We start from the raw sequence: 26950 nt of genomic DNA on the forward strand, positions 1-26950 counted from the left end.
GATGGATCCCAAAAGTGGTGTCCACTTTCGGGTCCGATGCTCTAGGATGGGACAGGGGTCCAGCAAAGGAGTTTTTGATGCGTTCCTTCGTTCTTTCCGCCGCCCTGCTTCTCGCCGGGCTCGGGTCAGCCCAGGCCCAGGACGCGGCTGCCGGCGAGAAGGTCTTCGCCCAGTGCCGCGCCTGCCACCAGGTGGGCGAGAATGCGAAAAACGCCGTGGGCCCGGTGCTGAACGGCCTCTTCGGCCGCCACTCGGGCTCGGTGGAGGGCTACAACTACTCGGCGGCCAACAAGAATTCCGGCATCACCTGGGACGAGGCCACGTTCCGCGAGTACATCAAGGACCCGAAGGCCAAGATCCCGGGCACCAAGATGATCTATGCCGGGGTGAAGGACGAGCAGAGGGTCAACGACCTCGTGGCCTATCTCAAGCAGTTCGACGCCACGGGCAAGAAGGTCACACAATGAGCGTTCTGCCGTTGCAGGGCCGCCCGGCCAATCCCCGGGTCGGCCTCTTCGTCACCTGCCTGGTCGATCTGATGCGCCCCTCCGTGGGCTTTGCCGCCGTCAAGCTTCTGGAGGACGCCGGCTGCATCGTCGACGTTCCCGTCCAGACCTGCTGCGGGCAGCCGGCCTACAATTCGGGCGACCGCGGCACCACGCGCGACCTCGCCATGCAGGTGATCGACGCCTTCCACGGCTACGACTACGTGGTCGCGCCCTCGGGCTCCTGCGCCGGGACGATCAGGGTCCACTACCCGGAACTCTTCGAGGAAGACCCGAACTGGCGCGCCAAGGCCGATGCGCTCGCGGCCAGGACCTACGAGCTGACGAGCTTCCTGGTCGACGTGCTCGGCGTCACCAGGGTCGATGCGTCCTTCGACGGCCCCGTCACCTATCACGATTCCTGCTCGGGCCTCAGGGAACTCGGCGTGCAGACCCAGCCGCGCCGGCTTCTCGGGAGCGTGGAGGGACTGAGCCTCGTCGAGATGAAGGACAGCGACGTCTGCTGCGGCTTCGGCGGCACGTTCGCGGTCAAATACAGCGACATCTCGGGCGCCATCGTCGACGCCAAGGCCCGCAACGTCGAGGAGGCCCATGCCCCCACCCTGCTCGCCGGCGACCTCGGCTGCCTCATGAACATGGCGGGCAAACTCACCCGCGACGGCCGCCCGATCCAGGTGCGCCATGTGGCGGAGGTCCTGGCCGGCATGACCGACGAGCCGCCGATCGGTGTCGCCAAAGCCCCCGCCGTCAAGTAAAAGTCGATCATGACCGTTCATTCCACCTCTCCCCAGTTCAAGCAGAATGCCGCGCGGGCGCTGAACGACGATCAGCTCCAGAAGGCGCTCGGCAACGTGAAGCAGGGCTTCATCGACAAGCGCCAGATGGCGGCCGCCAAGCTGCCGGAATTCGAGGCGCTGCGGGATGCGGCGCGCGACATCAAGAACCACACGCTCGAGCATCTCGACCTCTACCTCGAAGCCTACGAGGAGAAGGTGAGATCGTCGGGCGGGCACGTGCATTTCGCCCGCAACGCCGACGAGGCCCGCGACATCATCCTCGGCATCTGCCGGGACGCAGGCGCGAAGACGGTCACGAAGGGCAAGTCCATGATCTCGGAGGAGATCGGGATCAACCATCACCTGGAGGCGAACGGGATCCGGCCGGTCGAGACCGATCTCGGCGAATACATCATCCAGCTGCGCGGCGAGCTGCCGAGCCACATCATCGCGCCGGCCGTTCACCTCAACGCCACCCAGGTGGAGGAGGATTTCCGGCGCGTCCACACCCATCTCGACGCCAAGCGCGACCTCTCCGAGCCGGTGCAGCTTCTCACCGAGGCCCGGGCCGTCCTGCGCGAACGGTTCCTGGCCGCGGATGTCGGCATCACGGGCGCGAACTTCCTGGTGGCGGAGACCGGCACCTCGATCATCGTGACCAACGAGGGCAACGGCGATCTGACCCAGATCCTGCCGAAGACCCATATCGTGCTCGCGTCCATCGAGAAGCTCGTCCCGACCCTCGAGGACGCGAGCCAGCTCCTGCGGGTGCTCGCCCGCTCGGCCACCGGCCAGGAGATGTCGGTCTACACCACCTTCTCCACCGGCCCCCGCCGCAGCGCCGACGCGGACGGGCCCGAGAATTACCACGTCGTCATCCTCGACAACGGGCGCTCCTCCATGCTCGGCACCAGCTTCGAGGAGATGCTGCGCTGCATCCGCTGCGGCGCCTGCATGAACCATTGCCCGGTCTATCACGCGGTCGGCGGGCACGCCTATGGCTGGGTCTATCCCGGCCCCATGGGGGCGGTGCTCACGCCCTCGCTGATCGGCGTCGACAAGGCCGGCCATCTGCCCAATGCGTCCACGTTCTGCGGGCGCTGCGAGAGCGTGTGCCCGGTCCGCATCCCGCTCCCCAAGCTCATGCGCCACTGGCGCGAGCGGGAATTCGAGCGGCACCTGACCCCCGCCACCGTCCGGTCCGGCCTCCAGCTCTGGGGCTTCTTCGCCAGGCGCCCCGCCCTGTACCGGTTCGCCACCCGGGCCGCCATGGGGGTCCTGGCCCTGGCCGGCCGCCAGCGTGGCCGCTTCGCATGGCTGCCCATGGCTAAGGGCTGGACCAAGTATCGGGACTTCCCGGCCCCGCAGGGCGAGACCTTCCAAGCGCGCTGGAAGCGCGAGCGCCAGGGAGCCCGCGCATGAGCGCCCGCGACGACATCTTCGCCAACATCCGCCGATCCCTCGGCGTCAAGGGCAGCGAGACCATCCGCCGGCAGATCGTGGCCGACCGCCTGGAGCGCGCGCCCAAGGGCGTCATCCCCAAGCGCGGGCAGGTGTCCGGCGAGGACCGCATCGCGCTTTTCAAGACCATGGTCGAGACGGCGCTCGCCACCGTGACGGAGGTCGCCTCCCCGGCGGAGGTGCCGCAATCCATCGCGCTCTTCCTGCGCAACCACAACCTGCCGGCGACCCTGCGCATGGGCGAGGATCCGCGCCTGCAGGCCATGCCCTGGTCCGAGACCGCCCTCGAGATCGCCCAGGGGCCGAGCGAGGGCCGCGACCTCAACGCGGTGAGCCACGCCTTCGGGGGCGTGGCGGAATCCGGCACCCTCGCCATGGTGTCGGGCCCCGAGAACCCCTCCACGCTCAACTTCCTGCCCGACAACCACATCGTCGTGGTGTCGGCCAAGGACATCGCGGGCGACTACGAATCCGTGTGGAACCGGGTCCGTTTCGCCTACGGCAAGGGCACCATGCCGCGCACGGTGAACTGGATCACCGGCCCGTCCCGTTCCGGCGACATCGAGCAGACCCTGCTCCTCGGCGCCCACGGCCCGCGGCGGCTGCATGTGGTGGTGGTGCGGGACTGAGGGCGCTGCCCGAACCTCACCCTCGTTTCAGGCACAAGCCGCTTCTCCCCGTCATCATCGGGCTTGTCCCACCCTCCACGTCATCACCGGCCTTGTGCCGGTGATCCCGATCCGAAGAACGCCGCGCCTCACCGGATCGGGATGGCCGGCACAAGGCCGGCCATGTCGTGGGGAGGGTATGATCACCCGCCCCCACCGCATCGGGATGGCCGGGACAAGCCCGGCCATGACGGAGAGGTTGGACGGAGAGGTTGGCCTGACATTCCCCGATCCTTGCTTCGGCCCGCGAGCGGCCCTCGATTCGACAAGCCGTCCGGCTGAGCCATAATCCACCGGCACAAGAGCTGCGCCCCGGAGCCCCGCATGTCCATCCCGACCCTGATCTTCCGCGCCCTCCGCTGGTCGGCCTGGAACGGCTGCGAGACCGGACTGGAGCATGTGGACGTGCGGCCGGCCGATGGGGGCCTCGCCATCGCGGGCGTCGTCATCGGTCAGGACGGCGAGGACGAATTCGGCCTCTCCTACCGGGTCAGGCTCGACGCCCTGTGGCACACCAAGGAGGTTCACGTGCGGACCACCTCGGGGCATGTGCTGCACCTCGAGGGCGACGGCCGCGGGCACTGGCGCGAGAACGGCAGGGACCGGCCGGACCTGCAGGGCTGCATCGATATCGACATCCAGGCGACGCCGCTGACCAACACCCTGCCGATCCGGCGCCTCGACCTGGACACCGGCGAGAGCATGGACATCCGCCTCTGCTACATCGGCACGCCCGATCTGGCCGTCTCTCCGGCCGACCAGCGCTATACGGCGCTCGAAGCAGGTTCCCTCTACCGGTTCGAGAGCCTGGAGAGCGGCTTCACCGCGGATCTGCCCGTGGACGAGGACGGCTTCGTCCTGGACTATCCCGGGCTGTTCAGGCGCCTGGGCTGACGCGCCCGAGCTCGGCCGTGACAACTGGGCACAGGAAAGAGTGCTGGCGTCTCGCCGATTTTTCCATTAAGTCTTTGATATCACATGTAGTTTTTAGTCATTCTAAACTAGAACAACAAATGATCGTCTGTTCCTGCAACATTCTCTCCGACGGTGATGTCAAAGCGTGCCTCAAGCCGGGACCGGAATGTCCCCGCACCCCGGCGCAGGTCTATCGCTGTCTCGGCTGCAGCCCCAATTGCGGGCGCTGCGCGCGGACGATCCGCGCGATCATGGACCAGGCGCTGATCGATGCGGGCGTCGAACCCATCGCGGCCTGCAACCGCGGCTGCTGCCCGACTGCCCTGGAAAAAGCCGCCGCCGAACCCACCCTTTGAACAAAAGGACTTTCACCCTAGTTCACAAATCCTCTAAGGAATGCTCCGGCGCATCCGGCGCCTTGAGCATCGGACCCGAAAGTGCATGGCACTGTTGGGACCCATCCGATGCTTTTTCTGGATGGGTGCATCGTTCGTGCGAAGACCGGATCCACTTTTTTGGCACGATGCGCCAGTGAACGAGAGGGTAGGATGAAGGGTGATCCCAAGGTAATCGAGTATCTCAATCGCGGCCTGCGCTCCGAGCTGACGGCGGTCAACCAGTACTGGCTGCATTACCGGCTCCTGGACGATTGGGGATACAAGGAACTTGCGAAGACCTGGCGCAAGGAATCCATCGAGGAGATGCACCACGCCGACCGCTTCATCGAGCGCATCATCTTCCTCGAGGGCTTCGCCAACCTGCAGGTGCTCGATCCCCTGCGCATCGGCCAGAACATCCAGGAAATCCTCGAATCCGACCTCGCGGCGGAATACGACGCCCGCAACCTGTACGGCGAGGCGGCCGCCTATTGCGACAGCATCGGCGACCGGGTGTCCAAGAACCTCTTCGAGGAGCTGATGGCCGACGAGGAAGGCCATATCGACTTCCTCGAGACCCAGCTCAACCTGGTCGAGCAGGTCGGCATCGAGCTCTACGCCCAGAAGCATATCGGCGGGCTCCAGGACGACCACGACTGATTCCGCTTCAGCGACAAGCGAATGCCGCTTTCCATGACGTCACCGGCCCCGTGCCGGTGACGCCGGGTGTTTGGAACGCGGCGTCTGTCCGATCGGGATGGCCGGGACAGGCCCGGCCATGACGCGACGGAGGAGCGGTGTGCCCTTCTCCCTCACGCCGGCGGCTGCTGCGCGAGCTTTTCCGGTTCGTGGATCGACGCGATCGGCAGGGTGACGAGGCGCAATTCCGGATCGTCCGGATCGACCCGGACCGAGAAGCCGAGGCTGCGGCACATGTCGAGCATGGTGGAATTCTCGCGCAGGACCTGCCCTTCGATCTCGTGCAGGCCGTCCACCTTGGCCCATTCGATCATCAGGCGCATCAGCTCCCAGCCGAGACCGAGGCCCTTGAGGTCCGAGCGGAGCAGGATGCCGTATTCGCCCGTCTCATGGTTGGCGTCCGCATGGAGACGGACCGCGCCCATCATCTCGCCCGTTCCCTCGTCGAAGGCCACGAAGGCGATCGCCCTCGCATAGTCGAGCTGCGTCAGTCGGGCCAGGAAGGTATGACTGAAGTCCCTGACCGGCGCGAAGAAGCGAAGGCGAAGGTCCTCGGGCGTGATCTTCTCGAAGAAGCGGCGAAACTCCGCCTCGTCCTCCGGCCGGACGGGCCGCACGAACGCCATTCGGCCGTTGCGCAGCCGGATGTGGCGCTCCCATTCCCTCGGGTACGGCCTGACGGCGAAGCGCGGATGGCCGCTCCCCTTGCGGGTCTCGGGCGCGACCGCCACGCGGGCATCGACCGCGATCACGCCGGTCTGGTCGGCGAGCAGCGGGTTGATGTCGAGCTCGCGGATCTCCGGGATGTCGGCGGCCATCTGCGCCAGCTTCACCAGCGTGAGGGCGATCGCCCTCTCGTCGGCGGCCGGGACGTCCCGATAGGCCTTCAGGCGCCGTGACACCCGGGTGCGGGCGATCAGGTCGCGGGCGAGCTTCAGGTCGAGGGGCGGCAGGGCCAGGGCCTTGTCGTTGATGACCTCGACGGCCGTGCCGCCGCGCCCGAACAGCACGACGGGGCCGAAGGAGGGATCGTCCGCGAGACCGACGATGAGTTCGCGGGCCTTGGCCCGCCGCACCATGGGCTGGACGGTGACGCCCGTCACATGAGCCTGCGGCTTCAGGCGGGCGGCGCGTTCGAAGATCTCGGCCGCCGCCTTTTTCACCGCCTCCTCGGTCGTCAGGTCGAGCTTCACGCCGCCGATGTCGGACTTGTGCACGATGTCGGGCGAGAGGACCTTGACGGCCACCGTGCCGCCCTCGGCGATGATGGGCCGGGCCGCCTCTCCGGCTTCGTCCGGCGTGGTCGCGAGGATGACTGGCGCCGTCGGAATGTCGTAGGCCCGCAGCAGAGCATTGACCTCGAGCGGATCGAGCCAGCGCCGGCTCTGCGCCAGCACATGGGCCACGACGGCGCGTGCCGCCTCCGTGTCCGGATCGAAGTCGTGCGGGAGGTTGTCCGGCGTCTCCATCAGCTCCTCCTGCGCCTCCCGGTAGCGCACGAGCTGCATGAAGCCGCGGACCGCGTCGGCCTCGGTGGCGAAATTCGGGATCCGCGCCTCCTCGAAGAGGCGGGCCGAGTCCGGATCCTCCCCGATCCAGGCGGCGAAGACCGGCTTCTGCCGGTAGCCCCGCGCACGGTCGCGCTTGACCACGTCGACGATGGCTGCGGCCACGTCGGCAGCACCGGCAATGGCGGTCGGCACGTTGAGGATCAGGACGGCATCGTTCTCGGAATCGGCGAGCAGCGCCTCGAGCGCGCCCGCGTAACGGGCCGGGTCCGCATCGCCGACGATGTCGATGGGATTGGCGTGCGACCAGGTCGGCGGCAGGATGGCGTCGAGGGAAGCTCGGGTCTTCTCCGACAGGGCGGCAAGCGTTCCGCCGAGATCGATCAGCCGATCCACGGCCAGGACCCCGATCCCGCCTCCATTGGTCAATACGGCCAATCGGCTTCCAGGAAACGGCTTCTGGCGCCCCAACGTCTCGGCCGCGGCGAAGAGCTGGTCGAGATCGAGCACCCGCAACAGGCCGGCGCGCCGGAAGGCGGCGTCGTAGACCGCATCGGATCCGGCCAGGGCGCCGGTGTGGGTCGCGGCCGCCCTCGCCCCTTGAGCATGGCGCCCGGCCTTGATGACCACCACCGGCTTCACGCGCGCCGCGGCCCGGGCCGCCGACATGAACTTCTGCGCGTTGTCGATGGACTCGATGTAGAGGAGGATCGCCCGGGTGCCGCTGTCGGCGGAGAAGAAGTCCAGGCAATCGCTGAAATCCACGTCGACCTTGTCGCCCAGGGATACGATGGCCGAGAACCCCACCTGCCGCTGGGCCGCCCATTCCACCAGTCCGGCGGCGAGCGCCCCGGATTGCGATACGAGGGCCAGATCTCCGGGCCTGACGCTGCGGGCGGCGAAGCTGGCGTTCATCTTGGCCCGCGGCGCCAGCACGCCGATGCAGTTGGGTCCCACGATGCGCAGGCCATGGGCCCGGGCCGCAAGCTGGACCTGATCGCCCAGGGATCCCGCGCCATAGCCCATCCCGGCCGTCGCCACGATGGCGGCGCTCACGCCCGCTCGCCCGGCCTCCTCGATCACGCCGAGCACCCGGCCCGGTGGCACGGCGACCACGATGAGGTCCGGGACCTCGGGAAGTTCGGCCACGGACGGAAAGCAGGGCCTGCCCTCGATCTCGACGTGATGCGGATTGACGGAGAAAAGCTCTCCGTCGAAGCCTCCCGCCACGAGATTGCGCAGGAAGGTCAGGCCGAGAGAAACGGGACGCGGGCTTGCGCCGACGACCGCAATGGAACGGGGGGCAAACAGCCGGTCGAGGCGATAGGTGGACATGACGATCCTTCGTCTCGTGGAGCATCCGAACCCAGTAGGTATCGCAGCCGCTCATATCTGCAATACGCGCCGGTGGCGTTGATCGACCGCAATTCGTCCAGGATGGGAAGCCTTACCCGGACAGGACCGAACGCCGATCCGGCCCGGAAAGCTGCCGCACCCAGCGATAATGAGCGTCCGGACAACGCTCCTCGTTGCTCGAACCGTCCGTCACGGCAATGAGGCGGAAGCCTCGACTCTCGTAGAAGCGGCGAGCCTGCGCGTTCGCCTGGAACGTCCAGAGGTTCAGCTCGCAGCGCCGGTCACGGGCGCAGGACAGGAGAGCCGACCCGACGCCCCTGCCGTGCCACGCCGGATCGACATAGAGGTGGTCCAGCCAGTCGAGCCGAGCAGCGGCAAACCCGAGAAGCTGAGCGCCCGCCTCGGCCAGCCAGACCTCGGACGTCGGAAACACCGTCGCCTGGAAGAAGACGAGATCCTCATCCGGCGTGTGAAGATCCGGCAGGTAAGGCAGGCACGCGTTGCGGACGCGACGGTTCAGACCCGCGACGGCCGGCATGTCCGCCGGACAGGCCGCGCGGAGGGTGAAGCGAGGCACTACTCGGCCAGAACGCGCGCCGGAGGGAAGATCACCTCGACCAGGGTTCCCTCGCTCGGCTTGCTGGCAATCTGCAACGCGCCCCGGTTCGCTTCGACGAGAGCCTTGGTCAGCGGCAATCCGAGGCCCGTGCCGCCGCGCTTGCGCGAGGTGGCGAGCTGGCGGAACGGCTCGAGCGCCGCCTCGACCTCCTCGGGCGTCATCCCGATCCCGGTATCGCGCACACGGAAAGCCACCTCGCCCTGGTCCATGATCGCCGTGGAGACGATGACCTGCCCGCCCGCATCGGTGAACTTGATGGCATTGGAGACGAGATTGAGGACGATCTGGCGCATGGACCGCTCATCGGCCACCACCGGCGGCAGCTTGGGTGCAAAGCTCATGCGCATGACGATGCGGTCGCGCGCGGCCTGCGGCTGGAGCAGGGTCACGCAGGACGAGACCAGTTCGTTCAGGCTCACCCCCGTGAAGGACAGTTCCAGACGGCCAGCCTCGATCTTCGCGAGATCCAGAAGATCGTTCACGAGGCTGATCACATGGGACCCGGAGGCATGAACGTCTTTGAGATATTCCTTGTAGCGTTCGTTGCCGATGGTGCCGAACCGCTCTTCGAGCATGACCTCGGCAAAGCCCAGAATGGCGTTCAGCGGCGTGCGGATTTCATGGCTGATCTTGGCCAGGAGATCGGATTTCTGAGCGCTCGCCTCTTCGGCCGCATGCTTGGCGCCGATCAACTCGCCCTCGGCGCGCTTGAACACCGTGATATCGCGAAGGACTGCGCAGAAGCGACGATCCGGCCCGTCCCCGAGACGGCCCATGGTCATGAAGAGCGGGATCGATCCGCCCTGACGCTCCCGGCCGAGCACCTCGCGCCCGTCATTGAGCAGGCTCCGGACACCGGGGGTGCGCAGCGTCTCCAGGTAGTCGAGAGCGACCATATGGCTCTCCGGGGCCAGGAGCACGGTGATCGCATCTCCCGCCACGGCCTGCTCGTCATAGCCGAAGAGCGCTTCGGCCGAGCGGTTGAGGGAGAGGATGCGCCCCGTCTCGTTGAGCACGATGACGCCGTCGGTTGCCGTATCGAGGATTGCCTCCAATTCGTGGACCCGGCTGTCCTGGGCAGACGCCGGAGCGTCGCCGCCGGCCGCAGGCCGGACGACCATCAGATCAGCCGCTTCGCCTCCCCACTCGGCAGACGCGGAGCGCACGGCGACGGCCATCGTCTCGCCGGCCCTCGTGGTGAGAGCGAGGGCGGATTCTCCGTCACCTGCACCTTCGAGGGCGGGGGAGCCACGAAACAGGTGAACGAGCCCCCCGTCCGAGCGGATCTGCTCGACGTCTCCGTAGCCGGTCAGGTCGAGAAGGAAGCGATTGGCGAACAAGACGGTCTCGCCGCGATGGACCAGCACACCGATGGGCAAGCGGTCGAGCACCCGGTCACCCTTGTCCGAAGCAATCGGCGGCTCCAGCGAGGACAGTCCGGGATCGGGCGCCTCCCCCGGCCCTTCCGGAGCCCCATCATCCCGGGTCGGCGCATTGGGCTCCAGACGCGCTCCGAGCGCGCGGGCGATTTCACGAAAGGCGTTGCGCTCCGCCGTGGAAAGGCCCGATGTCTGGGCTGTCTTCTCGGCGGGACGGCTTGGCTCGAGCGGTTCCGGATCGGACGGCTTGGGACTGGACAGGGCCTCGGTCACGCGATGGCGCAGGTTCGAGAACCAGCTTTCCTCTCCAGGCCGCTCGGGGGCGGCGGAAGGTTCCTCATCCGGCATTTCCTCAGGGGGCCGGAACGGCAGCGTCTCGTCATTGACCAGGCTTTGTGCAATCAGATCGGCCGGGACAATCGACGGCCCATCCTGTGCCGCGCGCTCGCGAACGTCTTCCATGCGCAAGAGGCCGAATCCGCGGAAGCCGGCGAGTTCCCGCCCCGCGCCGAAGACCGGCATCCCGGCCCAGTCGACGGGCACCTGCAGCCGCGAATTGTCGATCCTCCAGAGAACCGTGTGCCCGCTCCAGGTTTCCCGTCGGGAGAAAAGGGCCGCGACGGCCCCATCGGGATCCTCGACGACCGTCTGGGCCACCTCCTCCCAGGTTTTTCCCACCACGGAGCCGGCCATGCTCCCGACGGCCCGGGCAAGCTCGGGCGACACGTCGGTGAACCGCGTATCCGCATCCATGTGCCAGATGAAGCGAACCGGACCGGGACGCCTGTCGGGCCGGGAATCGGCCTCGACGTCCGTGGGCACGACGGGCTCGGGGCCTGTGGGCTCGATCGTCTGGATCGTGCGAGGGCGGGACGAGGTCTTTGGCACGCCACCGGCGAAAATGGTCACCAGGACGGTCTCGCCACTCTCCAGCGCCTCCAGACGACAGAGGGTCGCGACCGGAAGCCAGGGGCGGTTCGGATCAAGGCGAAGCCGCTCTTGACGGGCACCCTGCCGCGGTGCGAGGCCGCCTGCCAGGGCCCTGATGCGGTCATGAGCCCGGAAGCCCGGGACCACCTGCCCGGTCGCATCGGTGAGTGCGTCCTGCACCCCCCTGGCCGCCGGTGACGCCCAGAGCAGCCTCTCCCCTGCCTGGTCCCAGACAAGCGCGCCCGCGTCGGGCTTGGCCAGAAGGCGCAAGTCCGGCTCTGCGGCAAGCCGCGCCATCAGCGCCTCGAATGGGTTGGGTCCGCCCTTCATCAACGGTCCTTGCTGTGAACTGCCTTCGATCCACCTCTGGCAGAGCTTTTAGCCTAATGTCGGCAGCCAGGCATGCAAAGCACCGACACTTGAATCCTTTTACTTTCAGGTAACCTTAATAGGGGCGAAGCAAAAGGGAGTTGATTTTGCAGCGCACAATGTGATATTGCACTGCACAAATCCCTCAACGAGCAGGAGTATCCTATGGCCACGAACCCGACCCAAGGTTATGAAGTTCCCCCGGAGATGCGCGACTTCGCCGAGAAGAGCGTCGAGCAGGCCCGCAAGGCCATCGACGGCTTCATGAGCGCCGCTCAGAAGACCGCCGACACGTTCGAAGGCTCGGCCAACACCGTTCAGGCCAGCGCCAAGGATGCTGCACGCAAGACCTTCGCCTATACCGAGCAGAACCTCTCGGCTGCCTTCGATCTCGCCCAGCGGATGGTGCGCGCGAAGGACATGCAGGAAGCCATGCAGATCCAGGCCGAGTTCGTCCGGACCCAGTTCGAGGCGATGCAGACCCAGATGAAGGAGTTCGGCTCCCTGGCTCAATCGGCCATGAAGCAGCCCGGATCCAAGAAGTAACCACCCTGCTCCCTTAGATCTTGCGAGGACGTCACGATGGCGGAAGTGAAGAAGCCCAGAGCCAAGAGTACAGCCAAGAGCGTGCAGAAAGCCGGCGATCTGGTCGAGATGGCTGCCATCCCGACCGCCGAAACGGTCGAGGCCGTCACCGATGCGACGCCCGTTCCGCTTCCTGCGACCGCCGCAGCTCCCACTGAGGCCGGAACCTTCTTCTCATCCGCCAGGAAGCAGGGTGATGCTCTCCGCCAAGCCATGAGCGAAGCGGCGGCGGCATCTGCCAAGGGCGCCCTCGAGGTGAACGACAAGATCATCGACGCCATGATCACGCAGCGCCATGCTGCGCTCGACCTGTGGCGCTCGGCCATCAAGCCGTCTCCTCTGCCCGAGGCCTTCAAAGCCCAGAGCCAAGCCACCCGTCAGGTCTTGGAGGCGGCTTCCGCGCAGTGGAAGGATATCGCCGAGACCACGGCGCTCTGGTTCACCAGGAGCCTCGAGCCGTTGCAATCGGCGCTGCACCGCTCGGATCGCTGACCGCACTCCACATCGGCGTTGCAGTGTATTAAGGCTCGGCCATTCATGGCCGGGCCTTTTTCCATGTCCCTATCCCCGATCCCCGCCGTCATCGCCGTCGTCATCCGGGACGGCCACACCCTGCTCGTGCGGCGCGCGAACCCGCCGGATGCCGGCTTATGGGGCTTTCCGGGAGGCAAGGTCGAATTCGGCGAAACGGTCAAGGACGCGACGAGGCGGGAGCTTCTGGAGGAGACTGCCGTTCATGCGGAACCTCAGGACGTGGTCACCACGCTCGATGTCCTGGTGCGGGATCCGGACGGGCAGGTTCGGCAGCACTATATCCTGATCGCCGTGCAATGCCGTTGGGTGTCAGGTGAGCCGCTCGCCGGCGACGATGCTCTTGAGGCGCGGTGGTTTCCTGTCGAGGATCTGGATCCGGCCGCCCTGCCGATGAGCGCGGACGTGGACGTGATCGCCCGCCGCGCGCAGGCCTCGAACCGTCGTGATCCCTGACACCTCCGTCGAACGCAAAAAGGCCTCGCCTCGAGACAAGGCGAGGCCAAGTTTTGTCTCATACTTGGAGGCCTCGCGGCCGAACTTCACGCCGGGATCTGCGCACAACGGCCAGAAGACCTCAAGTCGACCGCAGCTGGCGTGGTTGATGAACAGTAAACATTCATCAATCGTCAATCATCTTTCGAATGGCTACGGCTGCCGATATTGCAACATTCTCTCGCAATCCCTTATTAGACGCGGGACAGGCAATAAATGCCTATCTGATCTTGGTTGTTAAGCACGGATAACAGTAATGCGTACCTCTGCTCTTGGACTGCTCGCTGCCACGGCGGCTCTTGCCGTTGCGGCTTCGGCGGCGCACGCGGCTGACCTGCCGGGCCGCTATTCCCCTGCTCCCGCCTACAATGCTCTTCCTGTCTTCACCTGGACGGGCTTCTACGCCGGTCTCAATGCCGGCTACGGCTGGAATGCGGGCGACAGCCGCTTCTACGATCCCGCCTTCGGCACCATCAAGGGCCGTCGGAGCGGCGGCTTCGTCGGCGGCGCTCAGGCTGGCTACAACTATCAGTTCGGCATGTTCGTGGCCGGCGCCGAAACGGATCTGCAATATGCCGCCGTCGGCAACAAGGGCGCGTCCTACGGGACCACCTATTATCCCGGCGACTCGGACGGCTTCTTCGGCACGATCCGCGCCCGCGCCGGCGTCGCCTTCGACCGAGCCCTCGTCTATGGAACGGGCGGCTTTGCTTATGGCGATATCGGCGGCAACCGAGGCTATGATCCGCTCCTCGGTCATCACAGCGGCGACGAGATCAACTGGGGCTGGACCATCGGCGGCGGCGTGGAATATGCCATCACCAATAATTTCACCGCCAAGGTCGAAGGCCTCTATGTCGATCTCGACACGAAGGACAACTACAATCTCGGCGGCCGCGTCAGCGTGAACCGCGATGCCGAATTCGGCGTGCTCCGCGCCGGCGTGAACTACAAGTTCAACTGATCAGGCTCTGCCCCCGATACGCAAAAGACCCGATGGCGACATCGGGTCTTTTTCATATGATAGCCGCATCAAGGATCGTTCACGCCTTTCGGCACCTTGAGCCGATCTCCTTCAGTCTCGCTGCGTTTGATGGCGAGCAGTCGCCGCGCCGCGATGGCACCCGGCTCGGTGGAATAGAGCCTGTTGTTGAGCACCTCGATCTGCCAACGCTGCAACTCGAGCAAGGCTTGCAGGCCCTTCACCCGGGCCTGGAGAGCGAGAGCATCCTTCAAAGGGTCTGGTCCACCAGTCGTCGTGGGACCATCCCTGACAATCTTGGGATGAATCATGTCGGAACGCGCAATAGGAGGGATGAAGCACTAGTCGATTCTACGCCAGGAACATAGTCCCCGAAGCAGCTGTGCAATAGGGTTCAAATTATACGCTATTACGTCAGAAATATGGCCCGCTTCGCAGCCGATACGGCGTCCAGGAACCTGGGAGCGGTCAGGCGGTTGGATCGGCACAGCTTACTGGAGATTGTCATGCCCGAGACCCGTCATGAGAGGGAGGCCGAAAAGATCCTGGGCCCGTTGAGCCCGGCGATACGCGACGCAGAAGCTCTGCTGCAGAGCCGTCGCCTTCTGGCTGAAGCGCTCGAGAACGCCGAGCAGAGGGGACGTCGCATGTCCGCGCGTCAGAAGGAGTCGAGCGGTTGAGGTTCTTCACCCTTCTCTAACACCGGCCATGCGATGCGTATCGACGGCGGCCACCCTCCCCTGCGACATTGATACCGAGGAACGGCCTATGGCGAGGCACGTTCCTTCCCTGTGCGATAGGACACAGCGGGAAACTCTCGGGCGTGGTGATCTCCGAGTGTTGGGAGAATCGGTCAATGCGCTCCACTTTGCTTGCAATCACGCTCGGTGCCCTCGGTGCCTGTGCGGTCGGGTCTGCCGCTCTGGCGGCCGATACACGCGTTGCAACCATGCCTTTCGGCGAGTGCCTTTCGATCATCAACGAGGCCGCGCAGGATGTCGGCGAGGAGCCGGTCAAGCTGGTGAGCACGAGCGATATCGTGACCGTTCGCATCAATGCCTCGGACGGCTTCGTCACCGTGTCCTGCGATCGGCGCAATGACCGGATGACCTTGACCAAAAGTCCCATCCCCGAAGCCGCCGGCATGACGGCAGAGGCCCGCTAGAGCCTCGGACGTGAAAAGCGGACCCGGTATTCGCTGATGCGGCCCGCTTTCGTCCGCTCGATGCGCTAGAGCCTCGGACCCAAAAGTGGACACCACTTTTGGGATTCATCCGAGGCTCCCTCTCTTGATCGGCGCATCGGAAGAGGCGGAAAACCGGGTCCACTTTTCCGTCCGATGCGCTAAGCTTTCAGCTTCACCCCGACTGGAAACGGCGAGCCGAGACTCGCCGTTCTGCCGAGGCACACCAGTGGAAGCGCTTACTTCTTCCGGTTGTAGACATCGAGGGAGACGGCCGCGAGCAGCACGAGGCCTTTGATGACCTGCTGATAGTCGATGCCGATGCCGAGGATGGACATGCCGTTGTTCATCACGCCCATGACGAAGGCGCCGATCACCGCACCGGTCACCTTGCCGACGCCGCCGGTCGCCGAGGCGCCCCCGATGAACACGGCCGCAATCACATCGAGCTCGAAGCCGAGGCCGGCCTTCGGGGTCGCGGTATTGAGGCGGGCTGCGAAGATCAGGCCGGCGAGTCCCGCCAGCACGCCCATGTTGACGAAGGTCAGGAAGGTCAGGCGCTCCGTCTTGATGCCCGACAGCTTGGCCGCCTTCTCGTTGCCTCCGAGCGCATAGATGCGCCGGCCGATGGTGGTGCGGTTGGTCACGAAGGCGTAGAGGGCGATCAGCACCGCCATGATGACGAGCACGTTCGGCAGGCCCCGATAGGTCGCCATCAGGTAGCAGAACGCAACCACCAGGACGGCCAGGAGGCCGTTCTTGAACAGGAACAGCCCAAAAGGCGCCGTCTCGACCGCATGCTTGAGCTGATTGGCCCGGCTGCGGAAGCTGAAATAGATGATCGCGGCCACGCTGGCGGCGCCCAGGAACAGCGCCGTGTAGTTGAAGCCCTCCCCGCCGAAGACGTCCGGAATGAAGCCGGAGCTCAGGCGCTGGAACACCACCGGGAATGGGCCGACCGACATGCCGCCGAGGAGCGCCAGGGTCAGTCCCTTGAACACCAGCATGCCGGCCAGCGTGACGATGAAGGACGGGACCTTGAAATACGCGACCCAATAGCCTTGAGCGGCACCGATGAGGCCCCCCACGATCAGGCAGGCGATGGTGGTCGTCACGGGATCGAAGCCCCAGCGCACCATCATCATCGCGGCGAGGCCTCCGACGAAGCCCACGATGGAGCCGACCGAGAGGTCGATGTGCCCGGCCACGATGACCAGGAGCATTCCCAGCGCCATGATGACGATGTAGCTGTTCTGGAGCACCAGGTTGGTCAGGTTGAGCGGCCGCAGGAGCGTGCCGTCGGTCACCACCTGGAAGAACAGCATGATGACCAGGAGCGACAGCAGCATGCCGTAGTCGCGGAAATGGGCTTTGACGAACTCCATCCACGACGTTTTCTGCTGGGGAACGTGAAGCTCGTCAGCGGTTCTCGTGTCCATCTCAGCGTCTCCCCGACTTAACGATAGCGTGCATGATCTTTTCCTGGGATGCCTCGGCAACGTCGAGCTCGGCAATCAGGGAGCCTTCGTTCATGACATAGATCCGGTCGCACATGCCGAGCAGTTCCGGCATCTCCGAGGATATCATGAGAACACCCTTGCCGGCATCGGCCAGCCGGTTGATGATCGTATAGATTTCATACTTCGCCCCGACGTCGATGCCGCGGGTCGGCTCGTCCAGGATCAGAATCTCCGGGTCCGAGAAGAGCCACTTGCTCAGGACGACCTTCTGCTGGTTGCCGCCGGAGAGGTTCACCGTCTCCTGGAAAACATTGGAGCAGCGGATCCTCATCTTGCCCCGGTAGTCGTTGGCGACCGCCAGCTCCTGGATATCGTCGATGACGAGGTTCTTCGAGACGCCCTCGAGATTGGCGAGCGTCACGTTCTTGCGGATGTCCTCGGCCAGAACCAGGCCATAGGTCTTCCGATCCTCGGTCGCATAGGCGATGCCGTTGGAAACGGCCTTCTCGACGGTGCTGACGTCGATCTCCTTGCCATGCAGGGTCACCCGGCCGGAGATGTTCTGGCCATAGCTGCGGCCGAACAGGCTCATGGCGAACTCGGTTCGCCCTGCCCCCATCAGCCCGGCGATGCCGACGATCTCGCCGCGCCGGATGTTCAGGTTGACGTTCTTGACCACCTGCACGTGGCTGTGGAGCGGATGATAGGCCGACCAGTTCTCGACCTGGAAGATCGGCTCGCCGATCTTCGGCTCGCGGGTCGGGTAGCGATCCTCCATGGTGCGGCCCACCATCCCGCGGATGATGCGGTCTTCGCTGACCTGCTCCGCCCGGCAGTCCAGCGTCTCGACCGTGCCGCCGTCGCGCAGAACCGTGATGGAATCGGCGACCTTCGAAATCTCATTGAGCTTATGCGAGATCAGGATCGACGAGATCCCCTGCTCCTTGAACCGGAGCAGCAGATTTAGGAGCGCGTCGCTGTCCTTCTCGTTCAGGCTGGCGGTCGGCTCGTCCAGGATGAGGAGCTTCACCTTCTTCGAGAGAGCCTTGGCGATCTCGACGAGCTGCTGCTTGCCCACGCCCAGATTGGTGATCAGTTCATCGGGCGATTCGTTGAGACCGACGAGCTTCAGCAGCTCCTTGGTTCTCGCAAACGCCGCCGACCAGTCGATGACGCCGTACCTGGCCTGCTCGTTGCCGAGGAAGATGTTCTCCGCGATCGACAGGAGGGGCACCAGGGCAAGCTCCTGGTGGATGATGATGATGCCGAGCTTCTCGCTGTCGGCGATGCCCGAGAAGCGCCGCTCCTCGCCCTCGTAATGGATCTCGCCGGAATAGGAGCCGTGCGGATAGACCCCGCTCAGGACCTTCATCAGCGTGGACTTGCCGGCGCCGTTCTCACCGACCAGAGCGTGGATCTCGCCGGCCTTGACCGCGATGTTGACGTTGTCGAGCGCCTTCACGCCCGGGAACGTCTTGGTGATCCCCCGCATCTCAAGGATCGCATTCATTGCATGACCTCAGGCAAACAGCCTTCCAGAAACGAGCAAGGACCCCGCGCGGCTGCGCAGGGTCCGTTCTTCGTCGGACCAATTACTTGAACTGGTCTTCCTTGTAGTAGCCGCTGCCGACCAGAACTTCCTTCCAGTTCGAGGCGTCGACGCTGACCGGCTTCAGCAGGTAGGACGGAACCACCTTCACGCCGTTCTCGTAGGTCTTCGTGTCGTTGACCTCCGGCTGCTTTCCGGAGAGCACGGCATCGACCATGTTGACCGTGACCTTGGCAAGCTCGCGGGTGTCCTTGAACACCGTCGAGGTCTGCTCCTTGGCAAGGATCGACTTGATCGAGGGGACCTCGGCATCCTGGCCGGTGATGACCGGCATCGGTTGCTTGGGCGTGCCGTAGCCCACACCCTTGAGCGACGAGATGATGCCGATGCTCAGACCGTCATAGGGAGAGAGTACCGCATCGACGCGCTTGTCGGTGTAGAAGGCGGACAGGAGGTTGTCCATGCGGGCCTGGGCGACCGCGCCGTCCCAGCGCAGGGTCGATACCTTGTCCATGCCGGTCTGACCGCTGACCACCTTGAGCTTGCCGCTCTTGATGTAGGGGTCGAGAACGGACATGGCGCCGTTGTAGAAGAAGTAGGCGTTGTTGTCGTCCGGCGAGCCGCCGAACAGCTCGATGTTGAACGGGCCCTTGCCCTCCTTCAGGCCGAGCGCCTTCTCGATGTAGCCGCCCTGGAGAACGCCGACCTGGAAGTTGTCGAAGGTGGCGTAGTAGTCCACGTTCTTCGAGTTGCGGATCAGGCGGTCATAGGCGATGACCTTGATGCCCTTGTCGGCGGCCTGCTGCAGCGCGTCGGACAGGGTCGTGCCGTCGATGGCCGCGATCACCAGCACCTTGGCGCCTTTGGTGATCATGTTCTCGATCTGCGAGAGCTGGTTCGGGATGTCGTCTTCGGCGTATTGCAGGTCGACGTTGTAGCCCTTTTCTTTGAGCACCTTGACCATGTTGTTGCCGTCGTCGATCCAGCGCGCGGACGACTTCGTCGGCATGGCCACGCCGACCGTGCCCTTATCCTGCGCCTGGGCGGCGCCAAGCAGGCCGAAGGCTCCAAGAGCCACGGCCGCCAATGTGGTGGTGAATGTCTTCAAGGTCGTTCTCCCTCTCGTCCATGCCCGGAACGACATTCTTTCGCCCGGTGCATATTCAGCATTCTTCGTTCCGGGCTCCCGGTCGGCCTCCCGCACGCGAGGCATCCATGCGGCCCTTTTCGTCCCATGATAAAGGCAGAGCCGCCCCTTGGAACAGCCCTCCCCTCCACTTTGCCGGCGGAGTGTTAGTCCGCTCCCTCCCGGCTATAAATCATACTATAATACTAATCCACGCAGCAAGGACCTCGCAGGGCACGGTTCGCCCCAGAACTGCGATCCAGCCGGACGGCTCAGTCCACTCCGGAGAAGGCGTGGATCTGGACATTCGCCAGCGAGCTTTCCTCATGCTTGATCCGGACCCGCTGCGCCGCCTGCAGGATCAGGTCGGACATGGCGTCGCTGGCTGCCGCGGGATCGGATTGTTCGATCCCATCGTATACGGCCTGATGCTGCCGCATCACCTCGCGGAAGCGGTCGTCGCTGGATACCGGGGAGCTGATCGTGAACGAGGTCGCGAGCGCCGCGCCGATGACCGATCCGATCGATTGCAGGAAGGGATTGCCCGAAGCTTCCAGAATGGCCTGATGGAAGGCGAGGTCCGCCTTGGTGAAGCCCTGCCGGCTGCTCTCGCACTGGTACATGGCCTGGAGGGCCCGATGCATCTCCTTGAGCTGGTCGGGCGTGCGCCGCACGGCGGCAGTGGCGCAGGCCAGGGGCTCGAGCATCTGCCGGATCTCGAAGAGCCATCCGAGGAAGCGGGCATCGACGCCCATCTCGAGATGCCATTCGATGATGTCGGCATCGAACATGTTCCAGTTGTTGCGATCGAGAACCTTCGTCCCGACCTTGGTTTTCGACTCGATCAAGCCTTTCGCCGCCAAGGTCTTCATCGCCTCCCGGAGGGCCGTCCGCGAGACGCCGAAGAGCTCCATCAGCTCCGCATCCCCGGGCAGGGTGCTGCCGATCGGGAAGCGCCCCTGCATGATGTTCTGGCCGATCCCATGGGCAACGAGATCATGGGCGGATCGCGCTCTCGAAGGCCTCTGGATATCGTTCAGCAACACCCGTCTCCTTTTGCTCTACCGTGTTCGAAGCGATGCCGCCGACAGCCCCCGCTGGAGCACGATGAATGCGAACAGCAGGGCCCCGATGGCGATCTTGGTCCACCACGAACTCAAGGTCCCCTCGAACGTGATGTAGGTCTGGATCAATCCCTGGATCAGCACGCCCACGAGCGTGCCGATGATCGTCCCGTAGCCCCCCGTGAGCAGGGTACCGCCGATGACGACCGCCGCGATCGTATCGAGTTCGACCCCCGTCGCCGCCAGCGAGTAGCCGGCAGACGTATAGAAGGAAAACACGATCCCGGCCAAGGCCGCGAGAAAACTCGACAGCATGTAGATGCGGATGGTCGTCCTCCCCACGGGCACGCCCATCAGCTGGGCCGACGTCCTGTTGCCGCCGAGCGCATAGACATTGGCGCCGAAGCGCGTGTAATGCGCCAGAACGATGCCGGCCCCGAATGTGACCAGCATGATCATGGCGATGAAGGTGAGCCTTCCCCCGCCCGGGAGCCCGAAGGCGATATCCGTGATCTGACCATACGCGGGCGCGTTGATCGGGATCGAATCCGTCGTCAGGACGAAGCACAGGCCGCGTGCCAGGAACATGCCGGCGAGCGTGACGATGAAGGCCGGAATCTGGAATGTATGGATCAGGAACCCCATGGCGGCCCCGAACAGGGCCGAGATCCCGAGGATGAGCACGAAGGCCAGGTAAGGATTGAGACCATATTTCTCGATGGTCACGGCGAGGAACACGCCCGTGAAGGCGATGACCGAACCGACCGAAAGGTCGATGCCGCCGGACAGGATGACGAAGGTCATGCCGACCGCCACGATGCCCAGGAAGGCATTGTCGGTCAGGAGATTGCCGATGACCCGGGTCGAGGCGAAGCTCGGAAACTGCGCGAGGCAGATCAGGTAGCCGACGATGAACACGGCGAGCGTCACGAGGACGGGAAGATGACGCCTGATCATGTCCTGGCCTTCCACACGGAACGGACGGCGGACAGGACCGGCGACTGGGCGAGAAGAACGGCGAGCACCACGATGGCTTTCACGATGAGGTTGTATTCCGGCGGATAGCCGCTCAGCAGGATGCCCGTGTTCATGGCCTGGATGATCAGGGCACCGATGACGGAGAGACCGAGACTGAAACGCCCGCCGAACAGGGACGTGCCGCCGATCACCACGGCCAGGATGGCGTCGAGCTCGAGCCAGAGCCCGGCATTGTTGGCATCCGCCCCGCGGATATCCGCCGTCACGATCAGCCCGGCGATGGCCGCGCACAGGCTGCACCACATGTAGACCGCGATGGTGACGACCTTGGTGCCGATCCCCGCATAGGCGCTCGAGCGCACATTGGCGCCGATCGACTCGATGAAGAGTCCGAGGGCCGTGTAGCGGACCATGACATGCGTGATGATCAGCATCACGATGGCGATCACGACGGGCATCGGCAGCATCAGGAAGGCCCCGCCGCCGATGGCCGCGAATCCCTCGCTCACGAAGGTGATGATCTGTCCCTCGGTGATCAGCTGCGCGAAACCGCGCCCGGCCACCATCAGGATCAGGGTCGCGACGAAGGGCTGAATTTCGAGCACCGCGACGAGGAAGCCGTTCCAGAGGCCGCAGGCCAGGCCGATGCCGGCCGCGGCCGCGAGAGCAGCGGGCAGCGGATAGCCCTGTGCGGTCAAGGTTGCGGCGGTCGCACCCGCGATGGCCATGACGGCCCCGACGGAGAGATCGATTCCCCGCGTCGCGATGACGAGGGTCATGCCGAGAGCCAGAATGGCCACCGGCGCGCCGCGGTTCAGAACGTCGACGAGGCTGCCGAAGAGCCGGCCGTCCTGAAGGCGCAGGGCGAAGAAGTCGCGGAAGACGAGCCAGTTGACCAGAAAGACGATGAGAAGCGCCGCGACCTGCGGAAGCCCCTTGGGAAGCGTGCGAGGAGCACTGGCCTGAATCATGCCGCTCATTCAATGGCCCGCGATGGTTGTCATGATGGTGTTGGCGCTGACGTCGGATCCGGTGAGTTCGCGCACGTGCCGCCGATCGCGCAGGACGACGACCCGGTCGCTGTAGGAGGCGATCTCCTCCAGTTCCGAGGAGATGACGAGAAGGGCGAGTCCGTCCTCGCACAGGCGCTCGATCAGGCGGATGATCTCCGCATGGGCGCCGACATCGATGCCGCGCGTCGGCTCGTCGAGAATGAGGAAGCGCGGCTCGGTGGCGAGCCATCGGGCGAGCAGCGCCTTCTGCTGGTTGCCGCCCGAGAGAAGCCCGATGGGCTTCTCCGCATCCGGGGTCCGGATGTCGAGGAGCTTGATGAACCGGTCGGCGATCTCCTCCTGCCGGCGTCTCGGGATCAGACGCAGCCAGCCGCGTTGCGCCTGCAGCGCCAGGATGATGTTCTCGCGAACGGACAGTTCCGCCACGATGCCCTCGGTCTTTCGATCCTCGGGAGTGAAGCCGAAGCGCAGGCGGGCGGCATCCCGCGGCGTGGCGATGCGCACAGGCTTACCGCCGACGAAAGCCTGACCGCTGTCGGCGCGCTCGATGCCGAAAACCAGCTTGGCCGTTTCCGTCCGTCCGGAGCCGAGCAGGCCCGCAAGTCCCACCACCTCGCCGGGGCGAACCGCCAGATCGAAGGGTTCCATGAGACGGCGTTTGCCGTAATCCTTGAACGCCACGAGCGGCTCTCCCGTCACCTCCCTGCGCTGGTTGCGGTGGAGTGCCTCGGCGGCCAGCTCCCGGCCGAGCATCATCGAGACCAGCTCGATGCGCGGCAGTTCGGCGATGGGACGAGACCCCACGAGACGACCGTTCCGCAGCACCGTGATCCGGTCGCAGACGGCATAGACCTGGTCGAGGAAGTGCGTGACGAACACGATCCCGATGCCGCGGCTCCTGAGGTCCCGCAAAATCTTGAAAAGGGTTTCGACCTCGTGCATATCGAGGCTCGCCGTCGGCTCGTCGAGGATCAGCACCTTGGCCGAGAGATCGACCGCACGGGCGATTGCGACGATCTGCTGGACTGCCACCGAATAGGCGGCCAATGGGTTGGCGACATCGATGTCGAGGCCATAGCCTGCCAGAAGCTCTTCGGAGCGACGGCGCATCTCGCCCGTGCGCACCAAGCCGAATCGGTGAGGCTGGCGGCCGATGAAGAGGTTTTCCGCGACCGACAGGTTCGGAAGAAGGTTGACCTCCTGGTAGACGGTTCCGATGCCGAGAGAGAGCGCGTCCGCGGGATCGCGCGCCTCGATCTCCTGCCCGTCGAGCCGGATGGTGCCGGCATCGCGCTTGAAGACGCCGGTCAGCACCTTGATCAGGGTCGACTTGCCGGCGCCGTTTTCCCCCAGAAGGCCGTGGATCTCCCCGGCCTGCAGCGTAAAATCCACATGGTCGAGCGCCTGAACGCCCGGGAAGCCCTTCGTGAGACCTCGGATCTCGAGAAGCTGAGGCTGTTCTGTCAATGGTGGAATCCCGTCCTCACCGGCCCGCGGGCGAAGCAGCAGGCGAAAGCCCGCCTGCTGCCGATCACTTGAGGATCCTAGTAGAGGTCCTTGCGCTTGTCGTATTCGGCCTTCGCCGTCTCAGGCGTGAAGACCTTGGACTCGGTCTGGATCCACTTCTTGGGCGCGGTACCGTCCTTCTTGAAGGCCATGAGCGCGTCGAGCGCAGGGCCGGCCATGTTCGGCGTCAATTCGACCGTGACATTGGCCTCGCCGTCGGACATCGCCTTGAAGATATCCGGAACGCCGTCGATGGAGACGATCTTGATGTCCCGGCCGGGCTTCAGGCCGGCTTCCTTGATCGCCTGGATCGCGCCGATCGCCATGTCGTCGTTGTGTGCGTAGACGGCGCAGATGTTCTTGCCGCCGCCCTCCGCCTTGATGAAGCTTTCCATCACTTCCTTGCCCTTGGTGCGGGTGAAGTCGCCGGACTGGGTGCGGATGATCTTCATGCCGGGATTGGCGGCGACGACCTGATCGAAGCCCTTCTTGCGGTTGATCGCCGGGCTCGAGCCGACCGTGCCCTGAAGCTCGACCACGTTGCACTTGCCGCCGGTTTCCTTCGCCAGCCACTCGCCGGCCACCTTGCCCTCATACACGGTGTCGGAGGTCACGGCGGTCAGGTAGAGGGACTCGTCCTTCGTGTCGATCGAACGATCGAGCAGAACGACCGGGATCTTGGCGTCCTTGGCTTCCTTGAGGACCGCATCCCAACCCGTCGACACGACGGGAGCGATGAAGATGGCGTCCACGCCCTGCGCGATGAAGGAGCGCACGGCGCGGATCTGATTCTCCTGCTTCTGCTGCGCGTCGGAGATCTTCAGGTCGACGCCGCGCTTGTCGGCCTCGATCTTCGAGACCTTCGTCTCCGCGGCCCGCCAGCCGGACTCTGATCCAACCTGCGAGAATCCGACGGTCATTTTATTCTGGGCATAGGCGGCGCCTGAGGACAGGATCAGCGCAGCCATGCCGATCGTCGTCAGAAGGTGACGGGCCTTCATGAGTTTTCTCCCTAAAATTTGTCGTTGCTCTTCGACTTTAGCAGCCTTATCAGCTGACCATTAGTACTATTATATGAATCAAATTGAGCGCCTATTCAACCAAAGTCGCGTTCTTTTGAGCCCCGAGCGGCGGGGCGCTACACAGTTGCGAAGGCACCGGGACCATGACCGAAGACAAGAATCGCTCTCTGCGCAGCCAAGCCTGGTTCGGCCGCCAGGACAAGATGGGATTTTATTACCGCTCCTTCCTGAAGAACAGCGGCTTCCCGCAGGACCAGTTCGAAGGCCGGCCCGTCATCGGGATCTGCAACACCTGGTCCGAGCTCACCCCCTGCAACGCGCATTTCCGCACCATCGCCGAGCATGTGAAGTACGGCGTGCTGGATGCCGGCGGTTTCCCGCTCGAATTCCCCGTCTCCTCGCTCGGCGAGGTGACTATGCGGCCGACCGCCATGCTGTTCCGCAATCTGGCCGCCATGGACGTGGAGGAGGCGATTCGCGCCCATCCTCTCGATGGCGTGGTTCTCCTGATGGGCTGCGACAAGACCACCCCTGCCCTGCTGATGGGCGCCGCATCAGCGGATCTGCCCACCATCGGCGTGTCGGGCGGCCCCCAGCTGCGTGGCGTCTATCGCGGCAAGTACATCGGCTCGGGCACCAACATCATCTCCATGAGCGAGCAGCTGCGCGCCGGCGAGGTGACCCTGCAGGAATTCCACGAGGCGGAAGGCGGAATGAACCGCTCGGCCGGTCATTGCATGACCATGGGCACGGGCTCCACCATGGCCTCCATGGTCGAGGCCCTCGGCGTAGGCCTGCCGGAGAACGCCGCGATTCCGGCCGCCGACGCCCGGCGCAACCATCTCGCCCGCATGGCAGGACGGCGCATCGTCGAGATGGTGAACGAGGATCTCGTGCTGTCGAAGGTGATGACCCGGCAGGCCTTCGAGAACGCCATCCGCACCCTCGCGGCCATCGGCGGCTCGACCAACGCGGTCGTTCACCTGCTCGCTATCGCGGGACGGGTCGGGATCGACCTCTCCCTGGACGATTTCGACAGGCTCGGCCGCGAGATCCACTGCCTTGTCGATCTCATGCCGTCCGGCCGCTTCCTCATGGAGGACTTCTACTATGCAGGCGGCCTGCCCGTGGTGCTGCGCACCCTGGGCGAGCGCGGCCTTCTGCACAAGGATGCGCTCACCGTCAACGGCAAGTCGCTCTGGGAGAACGTGAAGGACGCCCCGTGCTGGAACCGTGAAGTCATCACCACCTTCGAGGAACCCTTCAAGCCGGAGGCCGGGATCGCCATCCTGAAGGGCAACCTTGCGCCGAACGGCGCCGTCATCAAGCCGTCGGCCGCCTCGCCCGAGCTGATGCAGCACACGGGCCGCGCGGTCGTGTTCGAGACCATCGAGGATCTGCACCACCGCATCGACGACGAGGATCTCGATATCGACGAGACCTGCATCATGGTGCTCAAGAACTGCGGACCGAAAGGCTACCCGGGCATGGCCGAGGTCGGCAACATGCCGCTGCCGCAGAAGCTGCTCAAGAAGGGCGTCCGAGACATGATCCGGGTCTCGGACGCGCGCATGTCGGGCACTGCCTACGGCACGGTGGTGCTGCACGTGGCGCCGGAGGCGGCCGCCGGCGGTCCGCTGGCTCTCGTGCAGAACGGCGATCTGATCACGCTGGATGTCGCGGCCCGCAGCCTGCATCTTCACGTCGAGGCCGAGGAGCTGGAGCGTCGGCGCGCCGCCTGGGTTCCTCCGGCCCCGCATGCGGATCGCGGCTGGGCCAAGCTCTACATCGACCACGTTCTGCAGGCCGACAAAGGTGTCGATCTGGACTTTCTCGTCGGACGGACAGGATCACCTGTTCCCCGCGACAACCATTGAACACGACGCCGACCAC

The 26950-nt window shown here is 64.8% G+C and carries 26 protein-coding genes; 14 read left to right on the plus strand and 12 right to left on the minus strand.

From position 1 onward, the window contains the following. Positions 1 to 77: 77 nt before the first annotated feature. The 7 genes from NF876_RS27830 (at position 78) to bfr (ending at position 5363) form a co-directional block, all read left to right on the plus strand. A complete protein-coding gene (locus tag NF876_RS27830) occupies positions 78 to 467 on the plus strand; it encodes a c-type cytochrome (protein WP_262271605.1) in 390 nt (129 codons plus the stop codon). Next, entirely contained in the window at positions 464 to 1261 is a 798-nt protein-coding gene (locus NF876_RS27835; RefSeq protein ID WP_262271606.1) for a (Fe-S)-binding protein, read from the plus strand. The genes NF876_RS27830 and NF876_RS27835 overlap by 4 nt, the downstream gene beginning before the upstream one ends. A gap of 9 nt (positions 1262 to 1270) precedes the next feature. Then, positions 1271 to 2704, plus strand: a complete 1434-nt coding sequence (locus NF876_RS27840; protein ID WP_262271607.1) for a LutB/LldF family L-lactate oxidation iron-sulfur protein — start codon at positions 1271 to 1273, stop codon at positions 2702 to 2704. Further along, a complete protein-coding gene (locus NF876_RS27845) occupies positions 2701 to 3372 on the plus strand; it encodes a LutC/YkgG family protein (RefSeq protein ID WP_262271608.1) in 672 nt (223 codons plus the stop codon). Before NF876_RS27840 ends, NF876_RS27845 begins: the two co-directional genes overlap by 4 nt. Positions 3373 to 3735: 363 nt before the next feature. After that, positions 3736 to 4305, plus strand: coding sequence for a putative glycolipid-binding domain-containing protein (locus NF876_RS27850; protein WP_262271609.1), 570 nt, complete (start codon positions 3736 to 3738; stop codon positions 4303 to 4305). Positions 4306 to 4424: 119 nt separating this feature from the next. Further along, complete coding sequence (locus tag NF876_RS27855) at positions 4425 to 4682, plus strand: (2Fe-2S)-binding protein (RefSeq protein WP_173946458.1); 258 nt, start codon at positions 4425 to 4427, stop codon at positions 4680 to 4682. Positions 4683 to 4874: 192 nt separating this feature from the next. After that, the gene (gene bfr / locus NF876_RS27860) at positions 4875 to 5363 is read left to right on the plus strand and encodes a bacterioferritin (RefSeq protein WP_262271610.1); all 489 of its coding nucleotides are present in this window, start codon (positions 4875 to 4877) and stop codon (positions 5361 to 5363) included. A 152-nt stretch (positions 5364 to 5515) separates the two neighbouring features. Here the strand turns inward: bfr and NF876_RS27865 are convergent, their stop codons facing one another. From NF876_RS27865 to NF876_RS27875, 3 genes are all read right to left on the minus strand, one after another. Then, the gene (locus NF876_RS27865) at positions 5516 to 8245 is read right to left on the minus strand and encodes a bifunctional acetate--CoA ligase family protein/GNAT family N-acetyltransferase (protein WP_262271611.1); all 2730 of its coding nucleotides are present in this window, start codon (positions 8243 to 8245) and stop codon (positions 5516 to 5518) included. 112 nt (positions 8246 to 8357) lie between these two features. Further along, complete coding sequence (locus NF876_RS27870) at positions 8358 to 8843, minus strand: GNAT family N-acetyltransferase (protein ID WP_262271612.1); 486 nt, start codon at positions 8841 to 8843, stop codon at positions 8358 to 8360. Beyond that, positions 8843 to 11524, minus strand: coding sequence for an ATP-binding protein (locus NF876_RS27875; protein ID WP_262271613.1), 2682 nt, complete (start codon positions 11522 to 11524; stop codon positions 8843 to 8845). Before NF876_RS27875 ends, NF876_RS27870 begins: the two co-directional genes overlap by 1 nt. A 204-nt stretch (positions 11525 to 11728) precedes the next feature. On the opposite strand from NF876_RS27875, the gene NF876_RS27880 reads away from it, so the two are divergent. The 4 genes from NF876_RS27880 (at position 11729) to NF876_RS27895 (ending at position 14138) form a co-directional block, all read left to right on the plus strand. Next, positions 11729 to 12109, plus strand: a complete 381-nt coding sequence (locus NF876_RS27880; protein WP_315974387.1) for a phasin — start codon at positions 11729 to 11731, stop codon at positions 12107 to 12109. A gap of 36 nt (positions 12110 to 12145) precedes the next feature. Beyond that, a complete protein-coding gene (locus NF876_RS27885) occupies positions 12146 to 12640 on the plus strand; it encodes a phasin family protein (protein ID WP_262271614.1) in 495 nt (164 codons plus the stop codon). Positions 12641 to 12703: 63 nt separating this feature from the next. Further along, on the plus strand, positions 12704 to 13135 hold the full coding sequence (locus NF876_RS27890; protein WP_262271615.1) for an NUDIX hydrolase: 432 nt from the start codon (positions 12704 to 12706) through the stop codon (positions 13133 to 13135). Positions 13136 to 13430: 295 nt separating this feature from the next. Next, complete coding sequence (locus NF876_RS27895) at positions 13431 to 14138, plus strand: outer membrane protein (protein WP_262271616.1); 708 nt, start codon at positions 13431 to 13433, stop codon at positions 14136 to 14138. 68 nt (positions 14139 to 14206) lie between these two features. Here the strand turns inward: NF876_RS27895 and NF876_RS27900 are convergent, their stop codons facing one another. Further along, positions 14207 to 14410, minus strand: coding sequence for a hypothetical protein (locus NF876_RS27900; RefSeq protein ID WP_262271617.1), 204 nt, complete (start codon positions 14408 to 14410; stop codon positions 14207 to 14209). Positions 14411 to 14662: 252 nt separating this feature from the next. Between NF876_RS27900 and NF876_RS27905 the strand changes: the two genes are divergently transcribed. Both NF876_RS27905 and NF876_RS27910 read left to right on the plus strand, forming a co-directional pair. Continuing rightward, positions 14663 to 14836, plus strand: coding sequence for a hypothetical protein (locus tag NF876_RS27905; RefSeq protein WP_262271618.1), 174 nt, complete (start codon positions 14663 to 14665; stop codon positions 14834 to 14836). Between the two features lie 176 nt (positions 14837 to 15012). Next, a complete protein-coding gene (locus tag NF876_RS27910; RefSeq protein ID WP_262271619.1) occupies positions 15013 to 15321 on the plus strand; it encodes a hypothetical protein in 309 nt (102 codons plus the stop codon). Between the two features lie 257 nt (positions 15322 to 15578). Here NF876_RS27910 and mmsB read toward each other — a convergent pair whose 3' ends face one another. The 8 genes from mmsB to ytfQ form a co-directional block, all read right to left on the minus strand. Further along, positions 15579 to 16724: a multiple monosaccharide ABC transporter permease gene (gene mmsB / locus NF876_RS27915; protein WP_373696730.1), complete on the minus strand. Its 1146-nt coding sequence runs from the start codon at positions 16722 to 16724 to the stop codon at positions 15579 to 15581. Between the two features lie 55 nt (positions 16725 to 16779). Beyond that, on the minus strand, positions 16780 to 18309 hold the full coding sequence (gene mmsA / locus NF876_RS27920; RefSeq protein ID WP_262271621.1) for a multiple monosaccharide ABC transporter ATP-binding protein: 1530 nt from the start codon (positions 18307 to 18309) through the stop codon (positions 16780 to 16782). A gap of 82 nt (positions 18310 to 18391) precedes the next feature. Continuing rightward, entirely contained in the window at positions 18392 to 19435 is a 1044-nt protein-coding gene (gene chvE, locus NF876_RS27925; protein WP_373696731.1) for a multiple monosaccharide ABC transporter substrate-binding protein, read from the minus strand. Positions 19436 to 19746: 311 nt separating this feature from the next. Further along, on the minus strand, positions 19747 to 20517 hold the full coding sequence (locus NF876_RS27930; RefSeq protein WP_262271623.1) for a FadR/GntR family transcriptional regulator: 771 nt from the start codon (positions 20515 to 20517) through the stop codon (positions 19747 to 19749). Between the two features lie 18 nt (positions 20518 to 20535). Then, positions 20536 to 21495, minus strand: a complete 960-nt coding sequence (gene yjfF, locus NF876_RS27935) for a galactofuranose ABC transporter, permease protein YjfF (RefSeq protein WP_373371274.1) — start codon at positions 21493 to 21495, stop codon at positions 20536 to 20538. Then, positions 21492 to 22496 carry a galactofuranose ABC transporter, ATP-binding protein YtfT gene (ytfT, locus tag NF876_RS27940; protein ID WP_262271624.1) on the minus strand — a complete coding sequence of 335 codons (1005 nt, stop codon included), beginning with the start codon at positions 22494 to 22496 and terminating at the stop codon, positions 21492 to 21494. The genes yjfF and ytfT overlap by 4 nt, the downstream gene beginning before the upstream one ends. Further along, on the minus strand, positions 22497 to 24005 hold the full coding sequence (gene ytfR / locus NF876_RS27945; RefSeq protein ID WP_262271638.1) for a galactofuranose ABC transporter, ATP-binding protein YtfR: 1509 nt from the start codon (positions 24003 to 24005) through the stop codon (positions 22497 to 22499). It lies immediately after the preceding gene. Between the two features lie 68 nt (positions 24006 to 24073). Beyond that, positions 24074 to 25036 (minus strand): galactofuranose ABC transporter, galactofuranose-binding protein YtfQ, encoded by a 963-nt coding sequence (gene ytfQ / locus NF876_RS27950; RefSeq protein ID WP_262271625.1) that lies wholly within the window; start codon positions 25034 to 25036, stop codon positions 24074 to 24076. Between the two features lie 164 nt (positions 25037 to 25200). Here ytfQ and NF876_RS27955 point away from each other — a divergent pair, with 164 nt between their 5' ends. Then, complete coding sequence (locus NF876_RS27955; RefSeq protein ID WP_262271626.1) at positions 25201 to 26934, plus strand: IlvD/Edd family dehydratase; 1734 nt, start codon at positions 25201 to 25203, stop codon at positions 26932 to 26934. Positions 26935 to 26950: the final 16 nt, after the last annotated feature.

The organism is Microvirga yunnanensis, from assembly GCF_025460875.1.

Bases quoted from the DNA above. Each gene is read 5' to 3' on its own strand.
- ytfQ (WP_262271625.1), bottom strand. From the start codon at position 25,036: ATGAAGGCCCGTCACCTTCTGACGACGATCGGCATGGCTGCGCTGATC.
- NF876_RS27905 (WP_262271618.1), top strand. From the start codon at position 14,663: ATGCCCGAGACCCGTCATGAGAGGGAGGCCGAAAAGATCCTGGGCCCG.
- mmsA (WP_262271621.1), bottom strand. From the start codon at position 18,309: ATGAATGCGATCCTTGAGATGCGGGGGATCACCAAGACGTTCCCGGGC.
- mmsB (WP_373696730.1), bottom strand. From the start codon at position 16,724: ATGGAGTTCGTCAAAGCCCATTTCCGCGACTACGGCATGCTGCTGTCG.
- NF876_RS27845 (WP_262271608.1), top strand. From the start codon at position 2,701: ATGAGCGCCCGCGACGACATCTTCGCCAACATCCGCCGATCCCTCGGC.
- NF876_RS27875 (WP_262271613.1), bottom strand. From the start codon at position 11,524: ATGAAGGGCGGACCCAACCCATTCGAGGCGCTGATGGCGCGGCTTGCC.
- NF876_RS27830 (WP_262271605.1), top strand. From the start codon at position 78: ATGCGTTCCTTCGTTCTTTCCGCCGCCCTGCTTCTCGCCGGGCTCGGG.
- NF876_RS27850 (WP_262271609.1), top strand. From the start codon at position 3,736: ATGTCCATCCCGACCCTGATCTTCCGCGCCCTCCGCTGGTCGGCCTGG.
- NF876_RS27835 (WP_262271606.1), top strand. From the start codon at position 464: ATGAGCGTTCTGCCGTTGCAGGGCCGCCCGGCCAATCCCCGGGTCGGC.
- NF876_RS27895 (WP_262271616.1), top strand. From the start codon at position 13,431: ATGCGTACCTCTGCTCTTGGACTGCTCGCTGCCACGGCGGCTCTTGCC.
- NF876_RS27855 (WP_173946458.1), top strand. From the start codon at position 4,425: ATGATCGTCTGTTCCTGCAACATTCTCTCCGACGGTGATGTCAAAGCG.
- NF876_RS27910 (WP_262271619.1), top strand. From the start codon at position 15,013: ATGCGCTCCACTTTGCTTGCAATCACGCTCGGTGCCCTCGGTGCCTGT.
- NF876_RS27880 (WP_315974387.1), top strand. From the start codon at position 11,729: ATGGCCACGAACCCGACCCAAGGTTATGAAGTTCCCCCGGAGATGCGC.
- NF876_RS27885 (WP_262271614.1), top strand. From the start codon at position 12,146: ATGGCGGAAGTGAAGAAGCCCAGAGCCAAGAGTACAGCCAAGAGCGTG.
- bfr (WP_262271610.1), top strand. From the start codon at position 4,875: ATGAAGGGTGATCCCAAGGTAATCGAGTATCTCAATCGCGGCCTGCGC.
- NF876_RS27890 (WP_262271615.1), top strand. From the start codon at position 12,704: ATGTCCCTATCCCCGATCCCCGCCGTCATCGCCGTCGTCATCCGGGAC.
- NF876_RS27955 (WP_262271626.1), top strand. From the start codon at position 25,201: ATGACCGAAGACAAGAATCGCTCTCTGCGCAGCCAAGCCTGGTTCGGC.
- NF876_RS27865 (WP_262271611.1), bottom strand. From the start codon at position 8,245: ATGTCCACCTATCGCCTCGACCGGCTGTTTGCCCCCCGTTCCATTGCG.
- yjfF (WP_373371274.1), bottom strand. From the start codon at position 21,495: ATGATCAGGCGTCATCTTCCCGTCCTCGTGACGCTCGCCGTGTTCATC.
- ytfT (WP_262271624.1), bottom strand. From the start codon at position 22,496: ATGAGCGGCATGATTCAGGCCAGTGCTCCTCGCACGCTTCCCAAGGGG.
- NF876_RS27840 (WP_262271607.1), top strand. From the start codon at position 1,271: ATGACCGTTCATTCCACCTCTCCCCAGTTCAAGCAGAATGCCGCGCGG.